Below are 17,288 nucleotides of genomic sequence, written 5' to 3' on the forward strand. Positions count from 1 at the left end.
CGATGGGCCTCGCCCGCAGCCGCGCAGTCGGTCCGTCGCGGAACCGCCTGCGCGCGCCGCGCGTCTTGTCGCTTCGTCCCTCATAGCAATCGGTGTCCCGGCCCGGAACGGCGGCCGGCGCCCATGTGCCATGACGAAACGCATGGGTGCAGCGCAGCGCGACCGGGCTGCCGCGGCGGCGCGTGCGCAGCCGGGGTCGCGTGCCGCCGAGCCGTGCCCCTGCGCCGGGGTGTGCTTCGGGACAAGCCGAACACGCCTCGCGGCTGCGGTGGCGCAGCCTGCGGACCGACGCTGAACGACTGTTCATGACAAATATACAAAGTGGACTGAAACATCCCGGCGCACGACGCGGTTCAATCCGGGTGGAAACGCCACAGGAGGACCACATGAGACTTGTCGTGCTCGTCTCGGGTATCGCGGCGGCGATCGGCCTCGCGGGTGCCGCCGTCGCCCAGAATGCACCGGCCGATGGTGCACGCCTCGCCCAAGCCACCGGCGGCTCAATGAGCGGCGGCGCCGCGGCGGGCGGCAGCGGCACCGCAGGGCGTGAGGAGGGGCGTTCCTCCGGCGGCGCCGGCATCCGCGCCGGCGGCGCGGCGGAACGATCCGGCGAGGGCAGCCGCGGCGGCGCGGATGTGCGGGCCGGCAGCGAGCGGCGGAACGTCGAAGGACGGGTCAGCCGCAGCCGGACCACGGTGACGACGCGCCACGGCGGCGCCGATGTCGGCGTGTACCGGACGCGGCGCTCGGTGACCAGCTACGAGGATCGCTCGCCGTCCGTCACCGTCGTGCGCAAAGGCAAGCGCGTCGTGCGCAAGCGCGGCCGCGTCTATGCCGCGTCGCCCTATCGGCAGCGCACCACGATCGTGCGGCGGAGCCAGCCCGACGTGATGGTCCGCCGGTCGCGCACCACCACGCGCACGATCGACTCTCCGTCGGTGTCGACGTCGACGCGGGTGCGCGGTGACAGCGCGGTCGTGAACTCGCGCAGCTCGACCACGACCCGGACGCGGAGCACCACGGGCGAAAGCCGCACGGGTGTCTCGGGCCGGGCCGGAACGTCCACGTCGACCACCGGCAGCGGCGGCACCTCGATGGGCGGCGGCAGCGGCGAGCGCAGCGGCGGCGGTGAACGGAGCGGCGGCGGCTCGTCGCCGGGCGCAGGCAGCAGCACGCGCTGACGCAGCAGTCGATCGCGCCGACACCTGAGCCGAGCCCGCGTCTCATTCCGAGGCGCGGGCTTTCGGCGTGACACGGGAGTTGGGAGACGGAGCGAGCCGCGCCGACCTGATCAGGACCGCGCGATCGGACTCGCAGGAGCCGAACGGGATCGACCGGACAGGTCGCGTCGCCGCGTGTCACGCGACGCTACGGCATGGAGGGGCTGCGGCAAGGAGGGTTCGGCGGTTGGCGTTGCGCCATGCCGGGCGAGGCTCCGCACGGCGGCCAGAAACAGAGAGGCGAGCGCCGGCTCAGCGCAGCACGAAAGCGCGAGACGCGGCTCCGTCGACGACCGGCTGAGCCGCGCTGCTCGCCACCTTGGTGCCGGGCACGCGCACCGCATCGCGGCTCGAGAAGTCGACGCCTCGCACGATGCCGACGGCGCTGACGCAGGCCACGAGCGTGAGGGTGGCGAGGAGTCCGAGAAGCGTGTTCATGGGGGGCGGTCCTGTCCTGATCACGATGGCTGCGCACATCAATCACGAGGCGACCGCAGCGTTCCGTGAGGGCGCGCACATAAGGACAGATGCCGAGTCGCATGGGCGGCCCGTGTCCCGGAACAATGTCGTCCGTCTCACATTCGTTTGTCGGGGAGGCACCAGGAGGCAGACATGACCCGGATCGTTCTTGCAGCCACTGTCGCTCTCGTCACGTCCGGCGCCGCGATCGCCCAGACGACCGAATACTACATCGTGCAGGATACCGCGACGAAGCGCTGTACGGTGGTGGACAAGAAGCCGACCACACAGACCACCGTGGTGGTGGGCGACGGCAAGGTCTACACGACGCGGACCGAGGCCGAGAGTGCCGTCAAGACCGTGAAGGTCTGCTCGCCGTAACGGCGGTCGAGCGAGCCGCCATACGGTTCGCCGGCGCGACGTCACCGTCCGGCGAAGCCGATCAAGTCGGCGCACCTCGCGCCGCTCTCCAGCCCGGCCGCACATGCGGCCGGGCTATCCTTTGCAGCCTGGAGACGGAGACGGGTGCCCATGCTTCGGCGCCCAGCGGGGAGGGGACGTGCGGGCCACTCCCGCGACGCTCCGCGGTACGCGGCACGCCGGTCTCGCAGACGGTACTAGGTCGTGTGGCCTATTTGTGACAGTCCGAAAAACGGATGCGCGGAAACCGTGTGGCTCTTGGAATCGCGTGCCAGCTCCGGTAGCATGACTAATACGAACACTTATTGACCATTACGTCAGAGCTTCCCGGCCAGAGAGCCGGATTGGGAGGAAGCCCATGGTCGAAGCAGAGAGCCGGCTGCGCGACGCCCTGCCACGTCTACGGCGGCTGGGCGCCGTCGTACGGTTCGATCTCGGCAAGGATGGATGCTGGGTGGTCGATGCGCGCACGCCGTCGCCGGTGATGAGCACCGAAGCGGACGAAGACCCGGCCTGCACCATCAAGCTGTCGGCCGAGAACCTGATCCGCTTGATGGACGGCAAGCTCGACCCGATGCTCGGCTACACGATGGGCAAGATCAAGGTGTCCGGGTCGATGGGCGTCGCCATGAAGCTGGTGGGCGCCATCGCCTGATCGCCGCAGCCGCCGCATTGCGGCAGCAGCGGAACGCGACCGGCGGTGATGCCGCCCCGTCGCCGACGACGATGCTGGCAATCGCGATGCCGGCAAGCAAGATGCCGGCAGTCAGAGGCGTGCATGGGTTCGTGGCGGCGCCGGAGGGCGCGGTCCGCTTGCATCCGGGTCGGGCACGGACTCGGTCATGGCGCCGCACCACGTGGCGTGTTCGTGCCGACAACTCGCGTCGAGCGCAACGTTATCGCGCGGTGGTAATGCGCAACGACATCGCGCCCGGAACTCACGTCGAATGCTGCTTTCCGTTTACGTAAACGGAAAGTAGTTGACCGAAAGGTCGCCTCGTGCTTACGGTGGGGAAAACGAGGCGATGGGATCACATCGTCGTCATGGGAGGGAACGGACAATGACAGTTGTGAATTACCGCCGCGTGCCGGCTTATGCCGGCATGCTTGGGCTGGTGGCTCTTGCGGCCGGTGCCGACAGGGCCGCGGCGTCGGGCTTTCAGCTTCGCGAGCAGAGCTCGGAAGGCGTGGGACACGCCTTCGCGGGCCAGACCGCCAAGGCGTACAACCTGTCGACGGTGTTCTACAATCCGGCCGGCATGACGCGCCTCCAGGGCAGCCAGGCCGCCGCCTCGATTTCATGGATCGCGCCCGTGTCGAGGTTCTCGGGGACCAACACGATCGGCGGACGACCGACCTCCGGTGACAACGGCGGCGACGCGATCGACGACGCGCCGCTGCCGGCCATGTTCATGATGTGGGACGTCCGACCCGATCTCAAGCTCGGCGTCGCGGTGACGTCGCCCTTCGGCCTGAAGACCGATTACAACGTGGCGTGGGTCGGCCGCTATCACGCGCTCGAGAGCTCGATCCTCAACTTCAACGTCTCGCCGGCGATCGCCTACCGGGTGAATCAGAACCTGTCGATCGGCGGCGCCATTCAGCTCGGCTATACCGAGGTCACGCTGTCGCAGGCGATCAATCTCGGACGGCTGCCCGACGGCAAGGTGGAGCTCAACGGCAGCGATCTCGGGGTCGGCTTCGACATCGGCATGCTGTACGAGTTCTCCCAGCACACGCGCGTCGGCGTCAACTGGCGCTCGCACATGGACTACACGCTGAAGGGCTCGGCCACCTACGATCTGCCGGTCGGGTTGCCGGCGCAGGTGATCGCCGCCAACCGGCTCTACGTGTCCAACGCCAAGGCGGATCTGACCACGCCCGACACCGTGTCGGTCGGTCTCTATCACGAGCTGTCGCCCAAGTGGGCGGTGATGTCGGACATCCAGTGGACGCGCTGGTCGACCTTCAAGGAGCTGCGCGTCAAATACAACGACGGCCGCCCCGATACCCTGACGCCGGAGAACTGGAAGGACACCTGGTTCTTCTCGCTCGGCGCCACCTATCACCTCAGTGAGCGGCAGAGCCTCCAGTTCGGTGTCGCCTATGACCAGGCTCCGGTGGACGACACCACCCGCAAGGCCCGCATTCCGGATGCCAATCGTTATTGGCTCGCCGCCGGCTACTCGTTCACCGTCAGCCCCCGCTACAAGCTGAACCTCGGCTACGCGCACATCTTCGCCGACAACGCCAAGATCTACGAGGTCGGCGCGCCGACCGTCGGCATTCTTCAGGGCGAGTACAAGAGCAGCGTCGACATCTTCAGTGCCAGCCTGGAGATGAAGTTCTGACGAGGAGCGACGGATGACCGCGACCGCGATGGCGACCCTGCCTGAGCCGGCGACCGCGATCCCGACCTGTGGCGTCTCCACCGTCCTCGACCGGACGGTGGCGGCCCACGGCGATCGGCCCGCGATCGATTTCCTCGGCCGTCGCTACACCTACCGCGAGGTCGGCGAGCTGGTCGATCGCGCCGCACAAGGCTTCCAGCAGCTCGGGGTGCGCAAAGGCGTGCGCGTCGGGCTGTGCCTGCCCAACACGCCGTATTTCGTCGTCTGCTACTACGCGATCCTCAAGATCGGCGGGATCGTGGTCAACTACAACCCGCTCTATGTGGAGCGGGAGCTGCGGCACCAGGTCGAAGATTCCGGCACCACCCTGATGGTGACCCTCGATCTGCGCCAGATCTACCCGAAGGTCGCCGCCCTGCTGGGCGAGACCTGCCTGGAGCGGGTCGTCGTGTGCCCGATGAGCGGCATCCTGCCGTCGGTCAAGAGCCTGCTGTTCTCGGTGTTCAAGCGCTCCGAGGTGGCCGACATCCCGAGCGACCTGCGGCACATCCCGTTCGACCGGCTGATCGCCAACGAGGGGCGGCCGAAGCCGGTGGATGTCGATCCGGCCGCCGACATCGCCGTGCTGCAATACACCGGCGGCACCACGGGAACCCCGAAAGGGGCGATGCTGACGCACGCCAATCTCACCGCCAACACCGAGCAGCTCGTCCAGTGGGTCGGGACCATCGAGGAGGGGCGGGAGAAGATGCTCGGCGTGCTGCCGTTCTTCCACGTCTTCGCCATGACGGTGGTGATGAACGTCGGGGTGCGGCTCGGCTGCGAGCTGATCCTGGTCCCGCGCTTCGATCTCGATCAGGTGCTCAAGCTGATCGCCCGCAAGAAGCCGAGCTTCTTCCCGGGCGTGCCGACCCTCTACACGGCGCTCAACAACGCCGCCGCGACCCGCTCGGGTGTCGACCTGTCGTCGCTCAAGTTCTGCATCTCGGGCGGCGCGCCGTTGCCGCTCGAGGTGCGGATGCGGTTCGAGAGCCTGGCCGGCTGCAAGCTCGTCGAAGGCTACGGCCTGTCGGAGACCTCGCCGGTGGTCACCTGCAATCCGTTCGGCGACACCCCGCGGGACGGCTCGATCGGCCTGCCGCTCGCCGAGACGGTGGTCGAGATCCGCGATCCGGCCGAGCCGTCGCGGGTCCTCGGGCCGGACCAGAAGGGCGAGCTGTGCGTCCGCGGCCCCCAGGTGATGCTGGGCTACTGGCGGCGCGCCGACGATACGGCGTCGACCTTCGTGGACGGCGCGCTGCGCACCGGCGACATCGGCTATCGCGACCGCGACGGCTATGTCTACCTGGTCGATCGCATCAAGGACGTGATCCTGTGCGGCGGCTACAACGTCTACCCTCGCATCGTCGAGGAGGCGCTGTACCGCCATCCGGAGGTCGCCGAGGTGGTGGTGATCGGGATTCCCGACGAGTACCGCGGCCAGGCCCCCAAGGCGTTCGTGACGCTGCGGGCCGGATCGACCGCGACGCCCGCCGATCTGCGCGCCTTCCTGACCGACCAGCTCTCCCGGATCGAGATGCCCAAGGCGATCGAGATCCGCGACAGCCTGCCCAAGACGATGGTGGGCAAGCTCTCCAAGAAGGAGCTGGTGGCCGAGGAGAAGGCCCGCGGCGACCAGCCGGTACCAGGCTGACGCCTCGCTCTCGACGACTAGCCGATATGAACTGTGTGGTGCGACACGGGCGAACTCGATCCATGGCCATCGCGGCGGAAAATTCCTATGGTGTCGGCAGCCGGTTCGGGGGAGGGTGCAGCCCCCGGCTGGGGCTGCGATTCCCTGGGAACACGCATCGCGATGGACAAGATCTACTCGATCACCGAGCTGGCGAAGGAGCTGAACATCACTCCTCGCACGATCCGGTTCTACGAGGATCAGGGGCTGATCACGCCCCAGCGTGTCGGCACCACGCGGGTCTACTCGCATCGCGACCGCGCCCGCATGATCCTCATCCTGCGGGGCAAGCGGCTCGGCTTCTCGCTCAAGGACATCAAGGAGTTTCTCGATCTCTACGTGGTCGACACCACCCAGGTCGAGCAGCTCAAGGTCCTGATCGCCAAGGTTCGGGATCGCATCGCCCAGCTCGAGGATCAGCTCGAGACCGTGCAGATCAGCATCAAGGAGCTGCGCGACATCGAGCGTGTCAGCCTCGACATGCTGAACCGCAAGGGCGTCGACGTCGACGCCGTCTGATCGAGGGGCTCGCGCCGATCCGGCCGGATGCCGGCCCGCGACCTGCTCCGCAGCCTGTTCCGACAAAACCTGTTCGGACGCAGCCTGTTCCGACGAAGCCTGCCCTGACGCGCGATCTCCTGCCCGGGTGTGCCCCTGCGGGGGCTGCCTCGTTTGGACTCGCTTCCGCAGGGTGCGCTCCTGTGGGACGCGCGGCCGCCGGCCGCGCTCAGGCGCCGGCTCGCGCGTGCGTCGGACGTGCGTGGCCCTCCTCGTCGACGATCACTCTCCCTCGCTCTCACTCTCTGGAAAAGCCCCGATGATGAAGGCTGTTGTCGCTGGATATGTGCGTTCGCCGTTCACCCCCGCCAAGCGGGGCGATCTCGCCGCGGTGCGACCCGACGACCTCGCCACGCAGGTGGTGAAGGCGTTGGTCGCGCAGACCGGCGTCAAGCCCGAGGACGTCGAGGACGTGCTCGTCGGCTGCGCCTTTCCGGAGGGCGAGCAGGGCCTCAACCTGGCCCGCCTGGTCGGCCTCATGGCGGGCCTGCCGCAGTCGGCCGGCGCCGCCACCATCAACCGCTTCTGCGGCTCGTCGATGACGTCGGTCCACACCGCGGCCGGCTCGATCGCGCTCGGCGCCGGCGAGGTGTTCGTCTGCGCCGGCGTCGAGAGCATGACGCGGGTGCCGATGATGGGCTTCAACCCGCTGCCGAACCCGACGTTCGCGGCCGAGATGCCGTCCGCCTACATGGGCATGGGCGAGACCGCCGAGGCGGTGGCGGCGCGCTGGCAGGTGTCGCGCGACGAGCAGGAGGCGTTCGCGGTGCGCTCGCATCAGCGCGCCGCGGCGGCCCGCGCGGCCGGCCGCTTCGACGCCGAGCTGGTGCCGATCCAGGGCCGCAAGGGCAAGGTCGAGGCCGACGGCTGCATCCGCCCCGAGACCACCGCCGAGAGCCTCGCGGCCCTCAAGCCGGCGTTCGACGCCAACGGCGTGGTGACGGCCGGCACCTCGTCGCCGCTCACCGACGGCGCCGCGGCCGTGCTGGTGTGCTCCGAGGACTACGCCAAGGCGCACGACCTGCCGGTGCTGGCCGCCATCAAGGCGGTCGCCATCTGCGGCTGCGACCCGGAGGTGATGGGCATCGGCCCGGTGGGGGCGACCCGCAAGGCGTTGGCGCGCGCCGGCCTGACGGTCGGCCAGCTCGATGTGGTCGAGCTCAACGAGGCGTTCGCCAGCCAGGCGATCGCCTGCATGCGCGACCTCCAGCTCTCGCCCGATCAGGTCAATATCGACGGCGGCGCTATCGCGCTCGGCCATCCGCTCGGCGCCACCGGCGCCCGCATCGTCGGCAAGGCGGCGGCGCTGCTCGCCCGCGAGAAGGGGCGCTATGCGCTCGCCACCCAGTGCATCGGCGGCGGCCAGGGCATCGCCACCGTGCTGGAGGCGGTGTGATGGCGGAGATCCGCAAGGTCGTCGTCGTCGGCGCCGGCGTCATGGGCGCCGGCATCGCGGCGCATGTCGCCAACGCGGGCGTGCCGGTGACGCTGCTCGACATCGTCCCGGCCGGCGCGCCGAGCCGCAACGCGCTCGCCGAGGGTGCGGTCGAGCGGATGCTCAAGGCCGATCCGGCGCCGCTGATGACCAAGGCGGCCGCCAAGCTGATCACGCCCGGCAACACCGAGGACCATTTCGACGCCGCCGTCGGTGAAGCCGACTGGATCGTCGAGGTGGTGACCGAGCGGCTCGACGTCAAGCAGGCGCTCTACCGGCGCATCGAGGCGGCCCGCAAGCCCGGCAGCGTGGTGTCGTCCAACACCTCGACGCTGCCGCTGGCATCCCTCGTCGACGGGCTGTCGGAGAGCTTCGCGCGCGACTTCCTGATCACCCACTTCTTCAACCCGCCGCGCTACATGAGGCTTCTGGAGATCGTCGTCGGCCCGCTCACCCGGCCGGAGGCGGTCGACACCGTGTCGCGCTTCGCCGACGTATCGCTCGGCAAGAGCCTGGTGCGCTGCAAGGACCGGCCCGGCTTCATCGCCAACCGGCTCGGCGTGTTCTGGCTCCAGGCCGCCGTGGTGGAGGCGTTCGCCCGCGGGCTCGCCATCGAGGACGTCGATGCGGTGATCGGCAAGCCGATGGGCATTCCGAAGACCGGCGTGTTCGGCCTGCTCGATCTCGTCGGCCTGGACCTGATGCCGCACGTCAATGCGAGCCTGGCGGCGGCGCTGCCCAAGGACGATCCGTTCCACGCCTTCGACCGGCCGTTGCCGGTGGTGCAGAAGCTGATCGCCGACGGCTACACGGGCCGCAAGGGCAAGGGCGGCTTCTACCGGCTCAACCGCGAGGCCGGCAAGCGCAAGGAGGCGCTCGATCTCGCCACCGGCGAGTTCCGCCCGGCCCGCAAGGCCGAGGTGGCGGCGATCGCCGAGTCGGGGCGCTCGCTCGGCAAGCTGCTCGACCACGACAGCCCGCTCGGCGCCTATGCGTGGCGCGTGATGGGCGCGACGCTCGCCTATGCGGCCGCGCTGGTCGGCGACGCCGCCGACGGCATCGAGGCGATCGATGAGGCGATGCGGCTCGGCTACAACTGGCGCTGGGGTCCGTTCGAGCTGATCGACCGGCTCGGCGCCGACTGGCTGATCGCCCGCCTCGAGCGCGACGGGCAGGCGGTGCCCGAGATGCTGCGCCTCGCCGCCGGCCGTAGCTTCTACCGCGTCGAGAACGGCCGCCGCCAGGCGCTCGGCCGCGACGGCCAGTACCACGACATCGTCCGCCCCGACGGCGTGCTGCTGCTGGAGGACATCAAGCGGGCCGGCACGCCGGTGATCAAGAACGGCTCGGCGGCGTTGTGGGATCTCGGCGACGGCGTCGCCTGCTTCGAGTTCACCAGCAAGATGAACACCATCGATCAGCAGGTGCTCGACCTGCTGGTAAAGACGGTGCGCCGCGTCAAGAAGGACTTCAAGGCGCTGGTGATCTACAACGAGGGGCACAACTTCTCGGTCGGCGCCAATCTCGGCCTCGCGCTGTTCGCCTGCAACATCGCGGCGTGGACCGAGGTGGAGGCGAGCGTCACCCAGGGGCAGGAAGCCTATCAGGCGCTGAAATACGCGCCGTTCCCGGTGGTGGGCGCGCCGTCCGGCCTGGCGCTCGGCGGCGGCTGCGAGATCCTGCTCCACTGCGACGCCATCCAGGCCCATGCCGAGACCTATATGGGGCTCGTCGAGGTCGGCGTCGGGCTGATCCCGGCATGGGGCGGCTGCAAGGAGATGCTGCACCGCTGGAGCACCCTCGGTCGTCTGCCCAAGGGGCCGATGCCGGCGGTCGCCAAGGTGTTCGAGACGGTGTCGACCGCCACCGTCGCCAAGTCGGCGGCGGAGGCCAAGGAGCTTCTGTATCTCCGGCCCGACGACGGCATCACCATGAACCGCAACCGCCTGCTGGCGGACGCCAAGGCGCGCGCGCTGGCGATGGCCGAGAGCTACGTGCCGCCGGAGCCGCCGATCTACGTGTTGCCCGGCCCGTCGGCCGAGACCGCGATGGCGATGGCGGTGGCGGGCTTCCGCCGGCTCGGCAAGGCGACGCCCTACGACGAGGTGGTGTCGGGCGCGCTCGCCCGCATCCTGTCGGGCGGCGACACCGATGTGACCGAGACGCTGGACGAGGAGGCGGTGCTGGCGCTCGAGCGCGAGCAGCTCGTCCGGCTGGTGCGCCAGCCCGGTACGCTGGCGCGGCTCGAGTCGATGCTGATGACCGGCAAGCCGCTGCGCAACTGAGCGCCGCCCTCACGACCGGCCCGCCGCCGCGCGCCGCGGGACCCGGAAGACGACAAATGCCGGAGGAGGTGCCGCCACGGGCGGCGCGCTTCGGTGCACCGGGCGGGGGCCGACCGCGGCGGCCGTGTCCCGTCCGGTGACGAGCCGGTGCGGCGGAATGCCCCCGCCGCCGGCTCCCTTCCACGACGACGACAGGACAGGAAGAGAGACATGGCCGGCTACAAGGCACCCCTGCGCGACATGCGCTTCGTTCTCTACGAGCTGATGAGCGGCGACGAGCTCGCCCGTCTGCCCGGCTACGAGGAGTTCACCCGCGAGCTGATCGACCCGGTGCTGGAGGAGGCGGCGCGTCTCTGCGAGGAGGTGCTGCATCCGCTCAACCGCTCCGGCGACGAGGAGGGCTGCACGCTGGAGAACGGCGTCGTCCGCACCCCGAAGGGGTTCCCGGAGGCGTACCGGCAGTTCCGCGAGGGCGGCTGGACCTCGATCGCCTGCGATCCGGCCTATGGCGGGCAGGGCCTGCCCGCGATGGTCAACGTGCTGGTCGAGGAGATGATCTGCTCGGCCAACCTGTCGTTCGGCATGTATCCGGGGCTCAGCCACGGCGCCTATGTGGCGCTGCACGATCACGGCACCGAGGCCCTCAAGGCCGCCTATCTGCCGAAGCTGGTCGATGGCACCTGGGCCGGCACCATGTGCCTCACCGAGCCGCATTGCGGCACCGATCTCGGCCTCCTGCGCACCAAGGCGGTGCCGCAGGGCGACGGCTCCTACAAGCTCACCGGCACCAAGATCTTCATCTCGGCCGGCGACCACGATCTCACCGAGAACATCGTCCATCTGGTGCTGGCGCGGCTGCCCGACGCCCCCAAGGGCGTCAAGGGCATCAGCCTGTTCCTGGTGCCGAAGTATCTGCCCCATGCGGATGGCACGCCCGGCCCGAGCAACGGCGTCAGCACCGGCGCCATCGAGCACAAGATGGGCATCAAGGCGTCCGCCACCTGCGTGCTGAACTTCGACGACGCCACCGGCTGGCTGGTCGGCGAGCCCCACAAGGGCATGCGCGCGATGTTCTCGATGATGAACACCGAGCGCGTGGCGGTCGGCGTGCAGGGGCTCGGCCTCGCCGAGGCGTCGTACCAGGGCGCGGTCGCCTATGCGCGCGAGCGGCTCCAGGGCCGCGCGCTCACCGGCCCCAAGTATCCCGACCGGCCGGCCGATCCGATCATCGTGCATCCCGACGTGCGGCGCATGCTGATGCTCCAGCGCTCCACCGTCGAGAGCTGCCGGGCGCTGGCCATGTGGACGGCCCGTCATCTCGATCTCCAGAACCGGCATCCCGATCCGGAGGTGCGGCGCGAGTCGGAAGACTTCGTCGCCCTGATGACGCCGATCGTGAAGGCGCTGCTCACCGATCTCGGCTACGAGGCCACCAACCACGGCATGCAGGTGCTGGGCGGGCACGGCTACATCCGCGAGCACGGCATGGAGCAGTATGTCCGCGACTGCCGCATCGCCCAGATCTACGAGGGCACCAACGGCATCCAGGCGCTGGACCTGGTCGGCCGCAAGCTCGGGCTCGCCGGCGGCCGTCCGCTGCGCCGCTTCTTCCATCCGGTCGCCGCCTATATCGACGAGAAGATGGAGGACGAGGCGCTGGCCGAGTTCGTCCAGCCGCTCGCCAAGGCGTTCGTCCGGCTCCAGCAGGCGACCGCCGAGGTGGCGCGCGCCGGGCTGTCCAATCCGGAGGAGGCGGGCGCCGCCGCGTCCGACTATCTGCGCCTGTTCGGTCTCACGGCGCTCTCCTACCTGTGGGCCCGCATGGCCGAGATCGCGCTCGCCAAGCAGGACGACGATCCCGACGGCTTCTATGCCGCCAAGGTGGCGACCGCCCGGTTCCATGCCGAGCGGGTGCTGCCGCAGACCGGGGCGCTGTTCTCGGCCGTGATGGCGGGCGGCAAGTCGATCATGGCGCTGGACGAGGCCGCGTTCTGACGCGGCCTCGGGGCGCACACGGCGCCCGCAGGGGGTGAGCATGAGCCTGTGGTTCCGCCTGATCCTGACCGTGATCGGCGCCGGCCTGCGGTCCCGCATGGCGATGGTCGAGACGTCGGTGCTGCGCTTCCGCGTGATGCCGACCGATCTCGACTTCAACATGCACATGACCAATGCGCGCTATCACGCCTTCATGGATCTCGGGCGGCTCGACCTGATCATCCGCACCGGGCTGTGGCGGCTGCTGCTGCGCCGCCACTGGCAGCCGGTGCTGGGTGGCGCGGTGGTGCGCTTCCGCAGGCCGCTCAAGCCGTTCCAGCGCTTCGAGCTGCGCAGCCGGATGCTGTGCTGGGACGACAAGTGGCTGTACATCGAGCACCGGGTCGAGGTGGACGGCAGCATCGCCTGCCAGGGCGTGGTGCGCGGCGCCTTCGTGGGAGCCGACGGCCTGGTGGCCCCCGACGAGGTGGCGCGGGCCTGCGGCTATCGCGGCGACGCGCCGGAGACGCCCGCCTGGATCGCCTCCTGGTGCGAGCTGGAAGCGGCCTGAAGGCGCCCTCGCGCCACAGCCGACGGGGCTCCGAACCGGGGACACATCAAGGGATTTGACGCGACGATGACCACGCCTGCTCCGACCACGCCTGCTTCGACGACGGCGCCGCCGTTCGACTTCATCGACCGCCGCGTGCTGGTGGTGGGCGGCACCAGCGGCATCAATCTCGGCATCGCCGAGGCGTTCGCGGCGGCGGGCGCCCGTCTCGCCGTGATCAGCCGCTCGCCCGCCAAGGTGACGGCCGCGGTGGAGCGTCTATCGGCGCATGGCCGGGCCGCCACCGGGGCGGCCGCCGACGTGCGCGACGCCGAGGCGATCGCCCGGGCGATCGACAATTGCGCCGCCGCTCTCGGGGAGGGGATCGACGTTCTGGTCTCGGGCGCCGCCGGCAACTTCCCGGCCCCGCTGCTCGGCATGTCGTCGCGCGGCTTCGGCGCCGTGGTCGGCATCGACCTGATTGGCAGCTTCAACGTGCTCGGCGCCGCGCACCCGCATCTCGCCAAGCCCGGCGGCGTGGTGCTTCACATCTCGGCCCCGCAGGCTCTGCACGCCATGGTGCTCCAGGGCCATGTCTGCGCCGCCAAGGCGGGCGTCGACATGCTGACCCGCGTGGCCGCGCTGGAATGGGGCTGCGACGGCATCCGGGTGAACTCGGTGGTGCCCGGCCCGATCGCCGAGACCGAGGGCATGGCGCGGCTGGCGCCGACCCCCGAGATGGAGCGGGCGGTTGCCGCCACGGTGCCGCTCGGCCGGCTCGGCACCAAGACCGATGTCGCCGACCTGTGCCTGTTCCTCGCCTCGCCCTGGGCCTCGTTCGTCACCGGCGCGGTAATCCCGGTCGACGGCGGCATCGCGGCCGGCGGGGGCGGGGCGCTCGCCTCCGGCATGGGCCAGCTCCGGGCGGTGCAGAAGGCCGCCGCCGCCGATGCGGCGGCTGGTTGAGGGGCCGCAGGCCGGCACCCTTCCGGCCGCCACGCCGTTCTGCTAAGCGGTCGCTTGTCGCGACCCCTCGGGTCGCGACGCATCGCCGCCAGGACGGGTGGCCGAGTGGTTTAAGGCAGCGGTCTTGAAAACCGCCAGAGGCGCGAGTCTCTCGTGGGTTCGAATCCCACCCCGTCCGCCAGGTTGCTCCTATGATGCCGACTCGTCATGCCGGCCTCGGGCCGGCCATGATGGAGGATGCAGCCCGGGCGTGCTGCCGTGGGTATTACGCCGCTGCCGGTGTCTCGGGCGCCGCCATCTCGGGCGCGGACATCTCGCGCGCCGGCATCGCGGGTGCGGCCGGCGCCGCCGCGTCGGCCGCCTGTCGGTTGGTGACCTTTGCGATCGCCGCCTGTGCCCGCGTCATGGCGCGCGTCACGTCGTCGATGAGCTGCCTCAGCTCGACCTCGGCGTTGCTGAACTTCGAATCGTCTGCGTCCATCGGTGCTCTCGTCGGCTCCCCACGGCGGGGTATCGGCCGCAGAGTGGGAGGCGAGAGTTAACGGTTTCCGAACAGGCGGGGCGTTCTCCCGGTGAAAAAACGCCACCTTCCGCCTGGTCGTCGGGCGCCGAGAGCGGCCCCGGTCGGATCACCCGTCGTACCGATGCGGGCGGCTGTTGCCGAGCTCCCGGACGAGGCGTCGGGATCGTCGCCGCGCTCGATGCGCCCGAGGCGCCTCGCGTCGCGGCGGAGACCGCCGCCCGCAATCTCACTTCAGCGGGATGGCGTTGGCGTGCTTGCCCTGCTGGTACTGCGCCGAGAGCCGGTCGTACTCGGCCGCGATCGCCGCCGCGCGGGTGCGCAGGCCGGCACGGACCGGCTCCGGGCTGGCCTCGATCAGGTCGCGGATGAAGACGCTGCTCCAGAAGGCGTTCCGCCGGTTGTAGCCGCCGGGCTCCAGCGTGAAGACCTCCTTGAGGATGCGCAGATCGTGCGGGATCGCGAAGGCGTCGCGGGAGTCCTCGTAGCTGAAGAAGTAATAGAAGTTGTCGAAGCCCGCCCAGGTGATGGCCGAGAGGCACATCGGACAGGGCTCGTGGGTCGACAGGAAGATCAGGTCGCGATGGTCGAGCCGCGCGGCGGCGGGCCGCTCGTACCATCGCTTCAGCATGTGGACCTCGCCATGCCACAGCGGATTCTCGGTCTCGTTGTTGGTCTCGGCCAGCACGACGGAGAGATCGTCCTTGCGCAGCAGGGCGGCACCGAACACCTTGTTGCCGGCCGCGACCCCCTGTCGGGTTCTCGGCAGCACGTGGTCTTCGATCGCGGTGAGCAGAGCGGCGGCGAGGCGAGGGGCGTCGGTTCGGGTCGAGGTCATGGCTCGGATCGGAGGCTGTGGGGCCGGCAGAGTGGCGCGAGTCCTCGCGGATGTCACCAGCCCCGAGGGCGCATGCTCCGCACCACCCGGACGAAGCCGTCGTCGTCGCGCCGATATAGCGGATCGAAGCCGCAGCGCTGCGCGCAGGCGAGGCTCGCCCGATTGTCCGGAGCGATGCGCCCTTCGAGGCGGCCATAGGCGCGGCCGGGGCCCGACACGAAGGCGGCCAGAATCTCGCTGCCGACGCCGACGCCGCGCAGGCCGGGGCGCACCGCGATGTCGAGATGCCCGATGTCGGGATCGGCGCGATCGACCTGGACCCAGCCGAGGGGCGTGCCGGCGCCGTCGTGCACGATCCAGCAGCGGGCGTAGCGGCCGGTGACGTGGGCGTACCAGTCGTCCGCCGGATAGGCGACGCGCCGCGCCAGCTCGGCATCGCTGAACCAGCCGCGCAGCACCGGCAGATCGGCGGCATCGATCGGCCGGAAGCTCACCGGCGGCTCGATGGTGGCGGCGGGGAGACGGCACGCGATCACGGACATCGTCGGTTTTGTCTCGCGGCCACCGGCGCCGCGTCAATGCGACGAGAAGGACCGGCCGACGACGTGATCCTCCGGATCGCGTCTCACTTGTTCCGGTTGAACCACGCCCGGATCGCCTGCATGCGGTCGACCGCCGTGTCGGCCTCGGCCTCGCAGGGGACGAGGCCCTGATTCCGGAAGGCGCCGGTGCGGTTGTCGAAGCCGAGGCGCTGGCACAGCTTGGCGGCGTCCGGCGCCAGCCGGATGGTGCCTTCTTGGCCGGGCGGACGGGTGACGGTGGCGGCGGGCGCCGTCAGCAGGACGGCGCCGATGCCGGCCAGCGTGGTCGCCGCCAGCCCGGCGATGACGACGAGGCGGCGCGAGGGACGTGCCGAGACGCGGCGAATGAGCAACATGAAACGGGTGCCCGCGAACAATCGCCCGAACCTAGAGGCCGAAGGTTAACACGGGCTTCCCCGGCGTGTATCCGGGGCGACAATCGCGCCAGGCAGGCAGTCCGGCGACCGGCATGGCCGGCCGCCGTCGCGGGTCGACGGAGCGCTCAGAACACCCGCGGTTCGGCGAAGCGCAGCCAGGGCTGCGCCGTGTCGGCGGGCACCAGCACGGTGCTGCCGATATCGTCCGTCCGCACCCGATCGGTGTGGGCGGCCACAAATTGCTCGCCGGTCGGGATCGATGCGGCGAAGGCGCTGGCCGGGATGGCGAGGGCGCCGAGGACCAGTCCGATACTCACGAGCTGCGACATGGGGAGCCTCCCCGATGTCGGCGCAGGCGAGGCCCTGAGAGCCCGCTTGGGAACTCCGACGGGGCTGCGCCGGAGCCGATTTCGGCCGATCCGGCAGGAGCCGATCGAAGAGCGTACCAGGGAGTACGGTCGAGATCGGCGACGCACCGGGTGGCCGAAAGCGGCCCGGCCTCCAGGTTGCGGTGCGAGCGCCGGCCGCGGCGTCGAGAAACTCGCCGATATCTCCGATATCGGCGTCGCTTCTCTCCTGGCCTCCGGCTGTTCGCACCGCGACGCAGCCTCCGTCCGAGTTCCCAAACGGGCTCTGAGAGGGCGGGGTCTGTGCCGAGGCAAGCCTTCGAGAACGAGGAAACGCGGGCGGGGGTCCCGGTCCGGACCGCGCCGGGCCGGGGGGTGCGAGGTCAGCGAATGCTGCCCTTGGGTGCGTCGTAGTCCGACGGGTCTTCGTGGGCCTGGACGTTCCAGCCGGCGCCGCCGGCCATCATGCCGTCGGCGACGATGCGCGCCTTGGAGGCCGCGAAAGCGCTGCCGGCGAGGCTGGTTGCGAGCGCGAGGGTGAGTGCCAGCAGGGTCGCACGTGCCATGGTTCTGCTCCTTTGAGCGGGTCGGGAGTGAGGGTGGAGAACTCCGCGCCCGGATGGATGGATACGAACAAACACGGACACGGCCGGATCGTGCGCTGCGTTGCTCAGG

The 17,288-nt window shown here is 69.9% G+C and carries 18 protein-coding genes and 1 tRNA gene; 12 read left to right on the forward strand and 7 right to left on the reverse strand.

The annotated features are described in order from the left end of the window. The first annotated feature begins 146 nt into the window (after positions 1-146). A complete protein-coding gene (locus ACFQUV_RS20540) occupies positions 147-1,181 on the forward strand; it encodes a hypothetical protein (RefSeq protein ID WP_129611135.1) in 1,035 nt (344 codons plus the stop codon). A 291-nt stretch (positions 1,182-1,472) separates the two neighbouring features. Here ACFQUV_RS20540 and ACFQUV_RS20545 read toward each other — a convergent pair whose 3' ends face one another. Beyond that, the gene (locus ACFQUV_RS20545) at positions 1,473-1,658 is read right to left on the reverse strand and encodes a hypothetical protein (protein ID WP_129611136.1); all 186 of its coding nucleotides are present in this window, start codon (positions 1,656-1,658) and stop codon (positions 1,473-1,475) included. Between the two features lie 174 nt (positions 1,659-1,832). Here ACFQUV_RS20545 and ACFQUV_RS20550 point away from each other — a divergent pair, with 174 nt between their 5' ends. The 11 genes from ACFQUV_RS20550 to ACFQUV_RS20600 all read left to right on the forward strand — a co-directional run bounded on the left by ACFQUV_RS20550 (position 1,833) and on the right by ACFQUV_RS20600 (position 14,131). Beyond that, a complete protein-coding gene (locus ACFQUV_RS20550; protein ID WP_111384750.1) occupies positions 1,833-2,060 on the forward strand; it encodes a hypothetical protein in 228 nt (75 codons plus the stop codon). A 397-nt stretch (positions 2,061-2,457) separates the two neighbouring features. Continuing rightward, on the forward strand, positions 2,458-2,754 hold the full coding sequence (locus ACFQUV_RS20555) for an SCP2 sterol-binding domain-containing protein (protein ID WP_111384749.1): 297 nt from the start codon (positions 2,458-2,460) through the stop codon (positions 2,752-2,754). 406 nt (positions 2,755-3,160) lie between these two features. Next, positions 3,161-4,450 carry an OmpP1/FadL family transporter gene (locus tag ACFQUV_RS20560; protein WP_129611137.1) on the forward strand — a complete coding sequence of 430 codons (1,290 nt, stop codon included), beginning with the start codon at positions 3,161-3,163 and terminating at the stop codon, positions 4,448-4,450. Positions 4,451-4,463: 13 nt separating this feature from the next. Further along, entirely contained in the window at positions 4,464-6,143 is a 1,680-nt protein-coding gene (locus tag ACFQUV_RS20565; RefSeq protein ID WP_129611138.1) for a long-chain fatty acid--CoA ligase, read from the forward strand. Positions 6,144-6,305: 162 nt separating this feature from the next. After that, a complete protein-coding gene (locus tag ACFQUV_RS20570) occupies positions 6,306-6,701 on the forward strand; it encodes a MerR family DNA-binding transcriptional regulator (RefSeq protein ID WP_111384746.1) in 396 nt (131 codons plus the stop codon). A 298-nt stretch (positions 6,702-6,999) separates the two neighbouring features. Continuing rightward, positions 7,000-8,136, forward strand: a complete 1,137-nt coding sequence (locus ACFQUV_RS20575) for a thiolase family protein (RefSeq protein ID WP_129611139.1) — start codon at positions 7,000-7,002, stop codon at positions 8,134-8,136. Continuing rightward, the gene (locus ACFQUV_RS20580; RefSeq protein WP_129611140.1) at positions 8,136-10,460 is read left to right on the forward strand and encodes a 3-hydroxyacyl-CoA dehydrogenase/enoyl-CoA hydratase family protein; all 2,325 of its coding nucleotides are present in this window, start codon (positions 8,136-8,138) and stop codon (positions 10,458-10,460) included. The genes ACFQUV_RS20575 and ACFQUV_RS20580 overlap by 1 nt, the downstream gene beginning before the upstream one ends. Positions 10,461-10,670: 210 nt before the next feature. Then, on the forward strand, positions 10,671-12,455 hold the full coding sequence (locus tag ACFQUV_RS20585; RefSeq protein ID WP_111384743.1) for an acyl-CoA dehydrogenase C-terminal domain-containing protein: 1,785 nt from the start codon (positions 10,671-10,673) through the stop codon (positions 12,453-12,455). A gap of 40 nt (positions 12,456-12,495) precedes the next feature. Next, positions 12,496-13,005 (forward strand): thioesterase family protein, encoded by a 510-nt coding sequence (locus tag ACFQUV_RS20590; RefSeq protein WP_111384742.1) that lies wholly within the window; start codon positions 12,496-12,498, stop codon positions 13,003-13,005. Between the two features lie 66 nt (positions 13,006-13,071). Next, complete coding sequence (locus ACFQUV_RS20595) at positions 13,072-13,950, forward strand: SDR family oxidoreductase (RefSeq protein ID WP_129611141.1); 879 nt, start codon at positions 13,072-13,074, stop codon at positions 13,948-13,950. A 91-nt stretch (positions 13,951-14,041) separates the two neighbouring features. Further along, a tRNA-Ser gene (locus tag ACFQUV_RS20600) sits at positions 14,042-14,131 on the forward strand. An 84-nt stretch (positions 14,132-14,215) separates the two neighbouring features. Here ACFQUV_RS20600 and ACFQUV_RS20605 read toward each other — a convergent pair. The 6 genes from ACFQUV_RS20605 to ACFQUV_RS20630 all read right to left on the reverse strand — a co-directional run bounded on the left by ACFQUV_RS20605 (position 14,216) and on the right by ACFQUV_RS20630 (position 17,179). Beyond that, entirely contained in the window at positions 14,216-14,431 is a 216-nt protein-coding gene (locus ACFQUV_RS20605; RefSeq protein WP_129611142.1) for a hypothetical protein, read from the reverse strand. A 268-nt stretch (positions 14,432-14,699) separates the two neighbouring features. After that, the gene (locus tag ACFQUV_RS20610; protein ID WP_129611143.1) at positions 14,700-15,308 is read right to left on the reverse strand and encodes a nucleoside deaminase; all 609 of its coding nucleotides are present in this window, start codon (positions 15,306-15,308) and stop codon (positions 14,700-14,702) included. Between the two features lie 53 nt (positions 15,309-15,361). Then, positions 15,362-15,850 (reverse strand): GNAT family N-acetyltransferase, encoded by a 489-nt coding sequence (locus ACFQUV_RS20615; protein ID WP_129611144.1) that lies wholly within the window; start codon positions 15,848-15,850, stop codon positions 15,362-15,364. Positions 15,851-15,933: 83 nt separating this feature from the next. Further along, a complete protein-coding gene (locus ACFQUV_RS20620; RefSeq protein WP_129611145.1) occupies positions 15,934-16,245 on the reverse strand; it encodes a hypothetical protein in 312 nt (103 codons plus the stop codon). Between the two features lie 146 nt (positions 16,246-16,391). Further along, on the reverse strand, positions 16,392-16,595 hold the full coding sequence (locus tag ACFQUV_RS20625; protein WP_129611146.1) for a hypothetical protein: 204 nt from the start codon (positions 16,593-16,595) through the stop codon (positions 16,392-16,394). 401 nt (positions 16,596-16,996) lie between these two features. After that, a complete protein-coding gene (locus ACFQUV_RS20630; RefSeq protein WP_129611147.1) occupies positions 16,997-17,179 on the reverse strand; it encodes a hypothetical protein in 183 nt (60 codons plus the stop codon). Between the last annotated feature and the right edge of the window lie 109 nt (positions 17,180-17,288).

This window comes from Rhodoplanes sp. P11 (assembly GCF_964266735.1).
Lineage (GTDB): Bacteria > Pseudomonadota > Alphaproteobacteria > Rhizobiales > Xanthobacteraceae > Rhodoplanes > Rhodoplanes serenus.

Excerpts from the sequence above, each read along its gene's own strand:
- ACFQUV_RS20545 (WP_129611136.1), bottom strand. The coding sequence starts at position 1,658 with ATGAACACGCTTCTCGGACTCCTCGCCACCCTCACGCTCGTGGCCTGC.
- ACFQUV_RS20550 (WP_111384750.1), top strand. The coding sequence starts at position 1,833 with ATGACCCGGATCGTTCTTGCAGCCACTGTCGCTCTCGTCACGTCCGGC.
- ACFQUV_RS20555 (WP_111384749.1), top strand. The coding sequence starts at position 2,458 with ATGGTCGAAGCAGAGAGCCGGCTGCGCGACGCCCTGCCACGTCTACGG.
- ACFQUV_RS20560 (WP_129611137.1), top strand. The coding sequence starts at position 3,161 with ATGACAGTTGTGAATTACCGCCGCGTGCCGGCTTATGCCGGCATGCTT.
- ACFQUV_RS20565 (WP_129611138.1), top strand. The coding sequence starts at position 4,464 with ATGACCGCGACCGCGATGGCGACCCTGCCTGAGCCGGCGACCGCGATC.
- ACFQUV_RS20570 (WP_111384746.1), top strand. The coding sequence starts at position 6,306 with ATGGACAAGATCTACTCGATCACCGAGCTGGCGAAGGAGCTGAACATC.
- ACFQUV_RS20575 (WP_129611139.1), top strand. The coding sequence starts at position 7,000 with ATGATGAAGGCTGTTGTCGCTGGATATGTGCGTTCGCCGTTCACCCCC.
- ACFQUV_RS20580 (WP_129611140.1), top strand. The coding sequence starts at position 8,136 with ATGGCGGAGATCCGCAAGGTCGTCGTCGTCGGCGCCGGCGTCATGGGC.
- ACFQUV_RS20585 (WP_111384743.1), top strand. The coding sequence starts at position 10,671 with ATGGCCGGCTACAAGGCACCCCTGCGCGACATGCGCTTCGTTCTCTAC.
- ACFQUV_RS20590 (WP_111384742.1), top strand. The coding sequence starts at position 12,496 with ATGAGCCTGTGGTTCCGCCTGATCCTGACCGTGATCGGCGCCGGCCTG.
- ACFQUV_RS20595 (WP_129611141.1), top strand. The coding sequence starts at position 13,072 with ATGACCACGCCTGCTCCGACCACGCCTGCTTCGACGACGGCGCCGCCG.
- ACFQUV_RS20605 (WP_129611142.1), bottom strand. The coding sequence starts at position 14,431 with ATGGACGCAGACGATTCGAAGTTCAGCAACGCCGAGGTCGAGCTGAGG.
- ACFQUV_RS20610 (WP_129611143.1), bottom strand. The coding sequence starts at position 15,308 with ATGACCTCGACCCGAACCGACGCCCCTCGCCTCGCCGCCGCTCTGCTC.
- ACFQUV_RS20615 (WP_129611144.1), bottom strand. The coding sequence starts at position 15,850 with ATGTCCGTGATCGCGTGCCGTCTCCCCGCCGCCACCATCGAGCCGCCG.
- ACFQUV_RS20620 (WP_129611145.1), bottom strand. The coding sequence starts at position 16,245 with ATGTTGCTCATTCGCCGCGTCTCGGCACGTCCCTCGCGCCGCCTCGTC.
- ACFQUV_RS20625 (WP_129611146.1), bottom strand. The coding sequence starts at position 16,595 with ATGTCGCAGCTCGTGAGTATCGGACTGGTCCTCGGCGCCCTCGCCATC.
- ACFQUV_RS20630 (WP_129611147.1), bottom strand. The coding sequence starts at position 17,179 with ATGGCACGTGCGACCCTGCTGGCACTCACCCTCGCGCTCGCAACCAGC.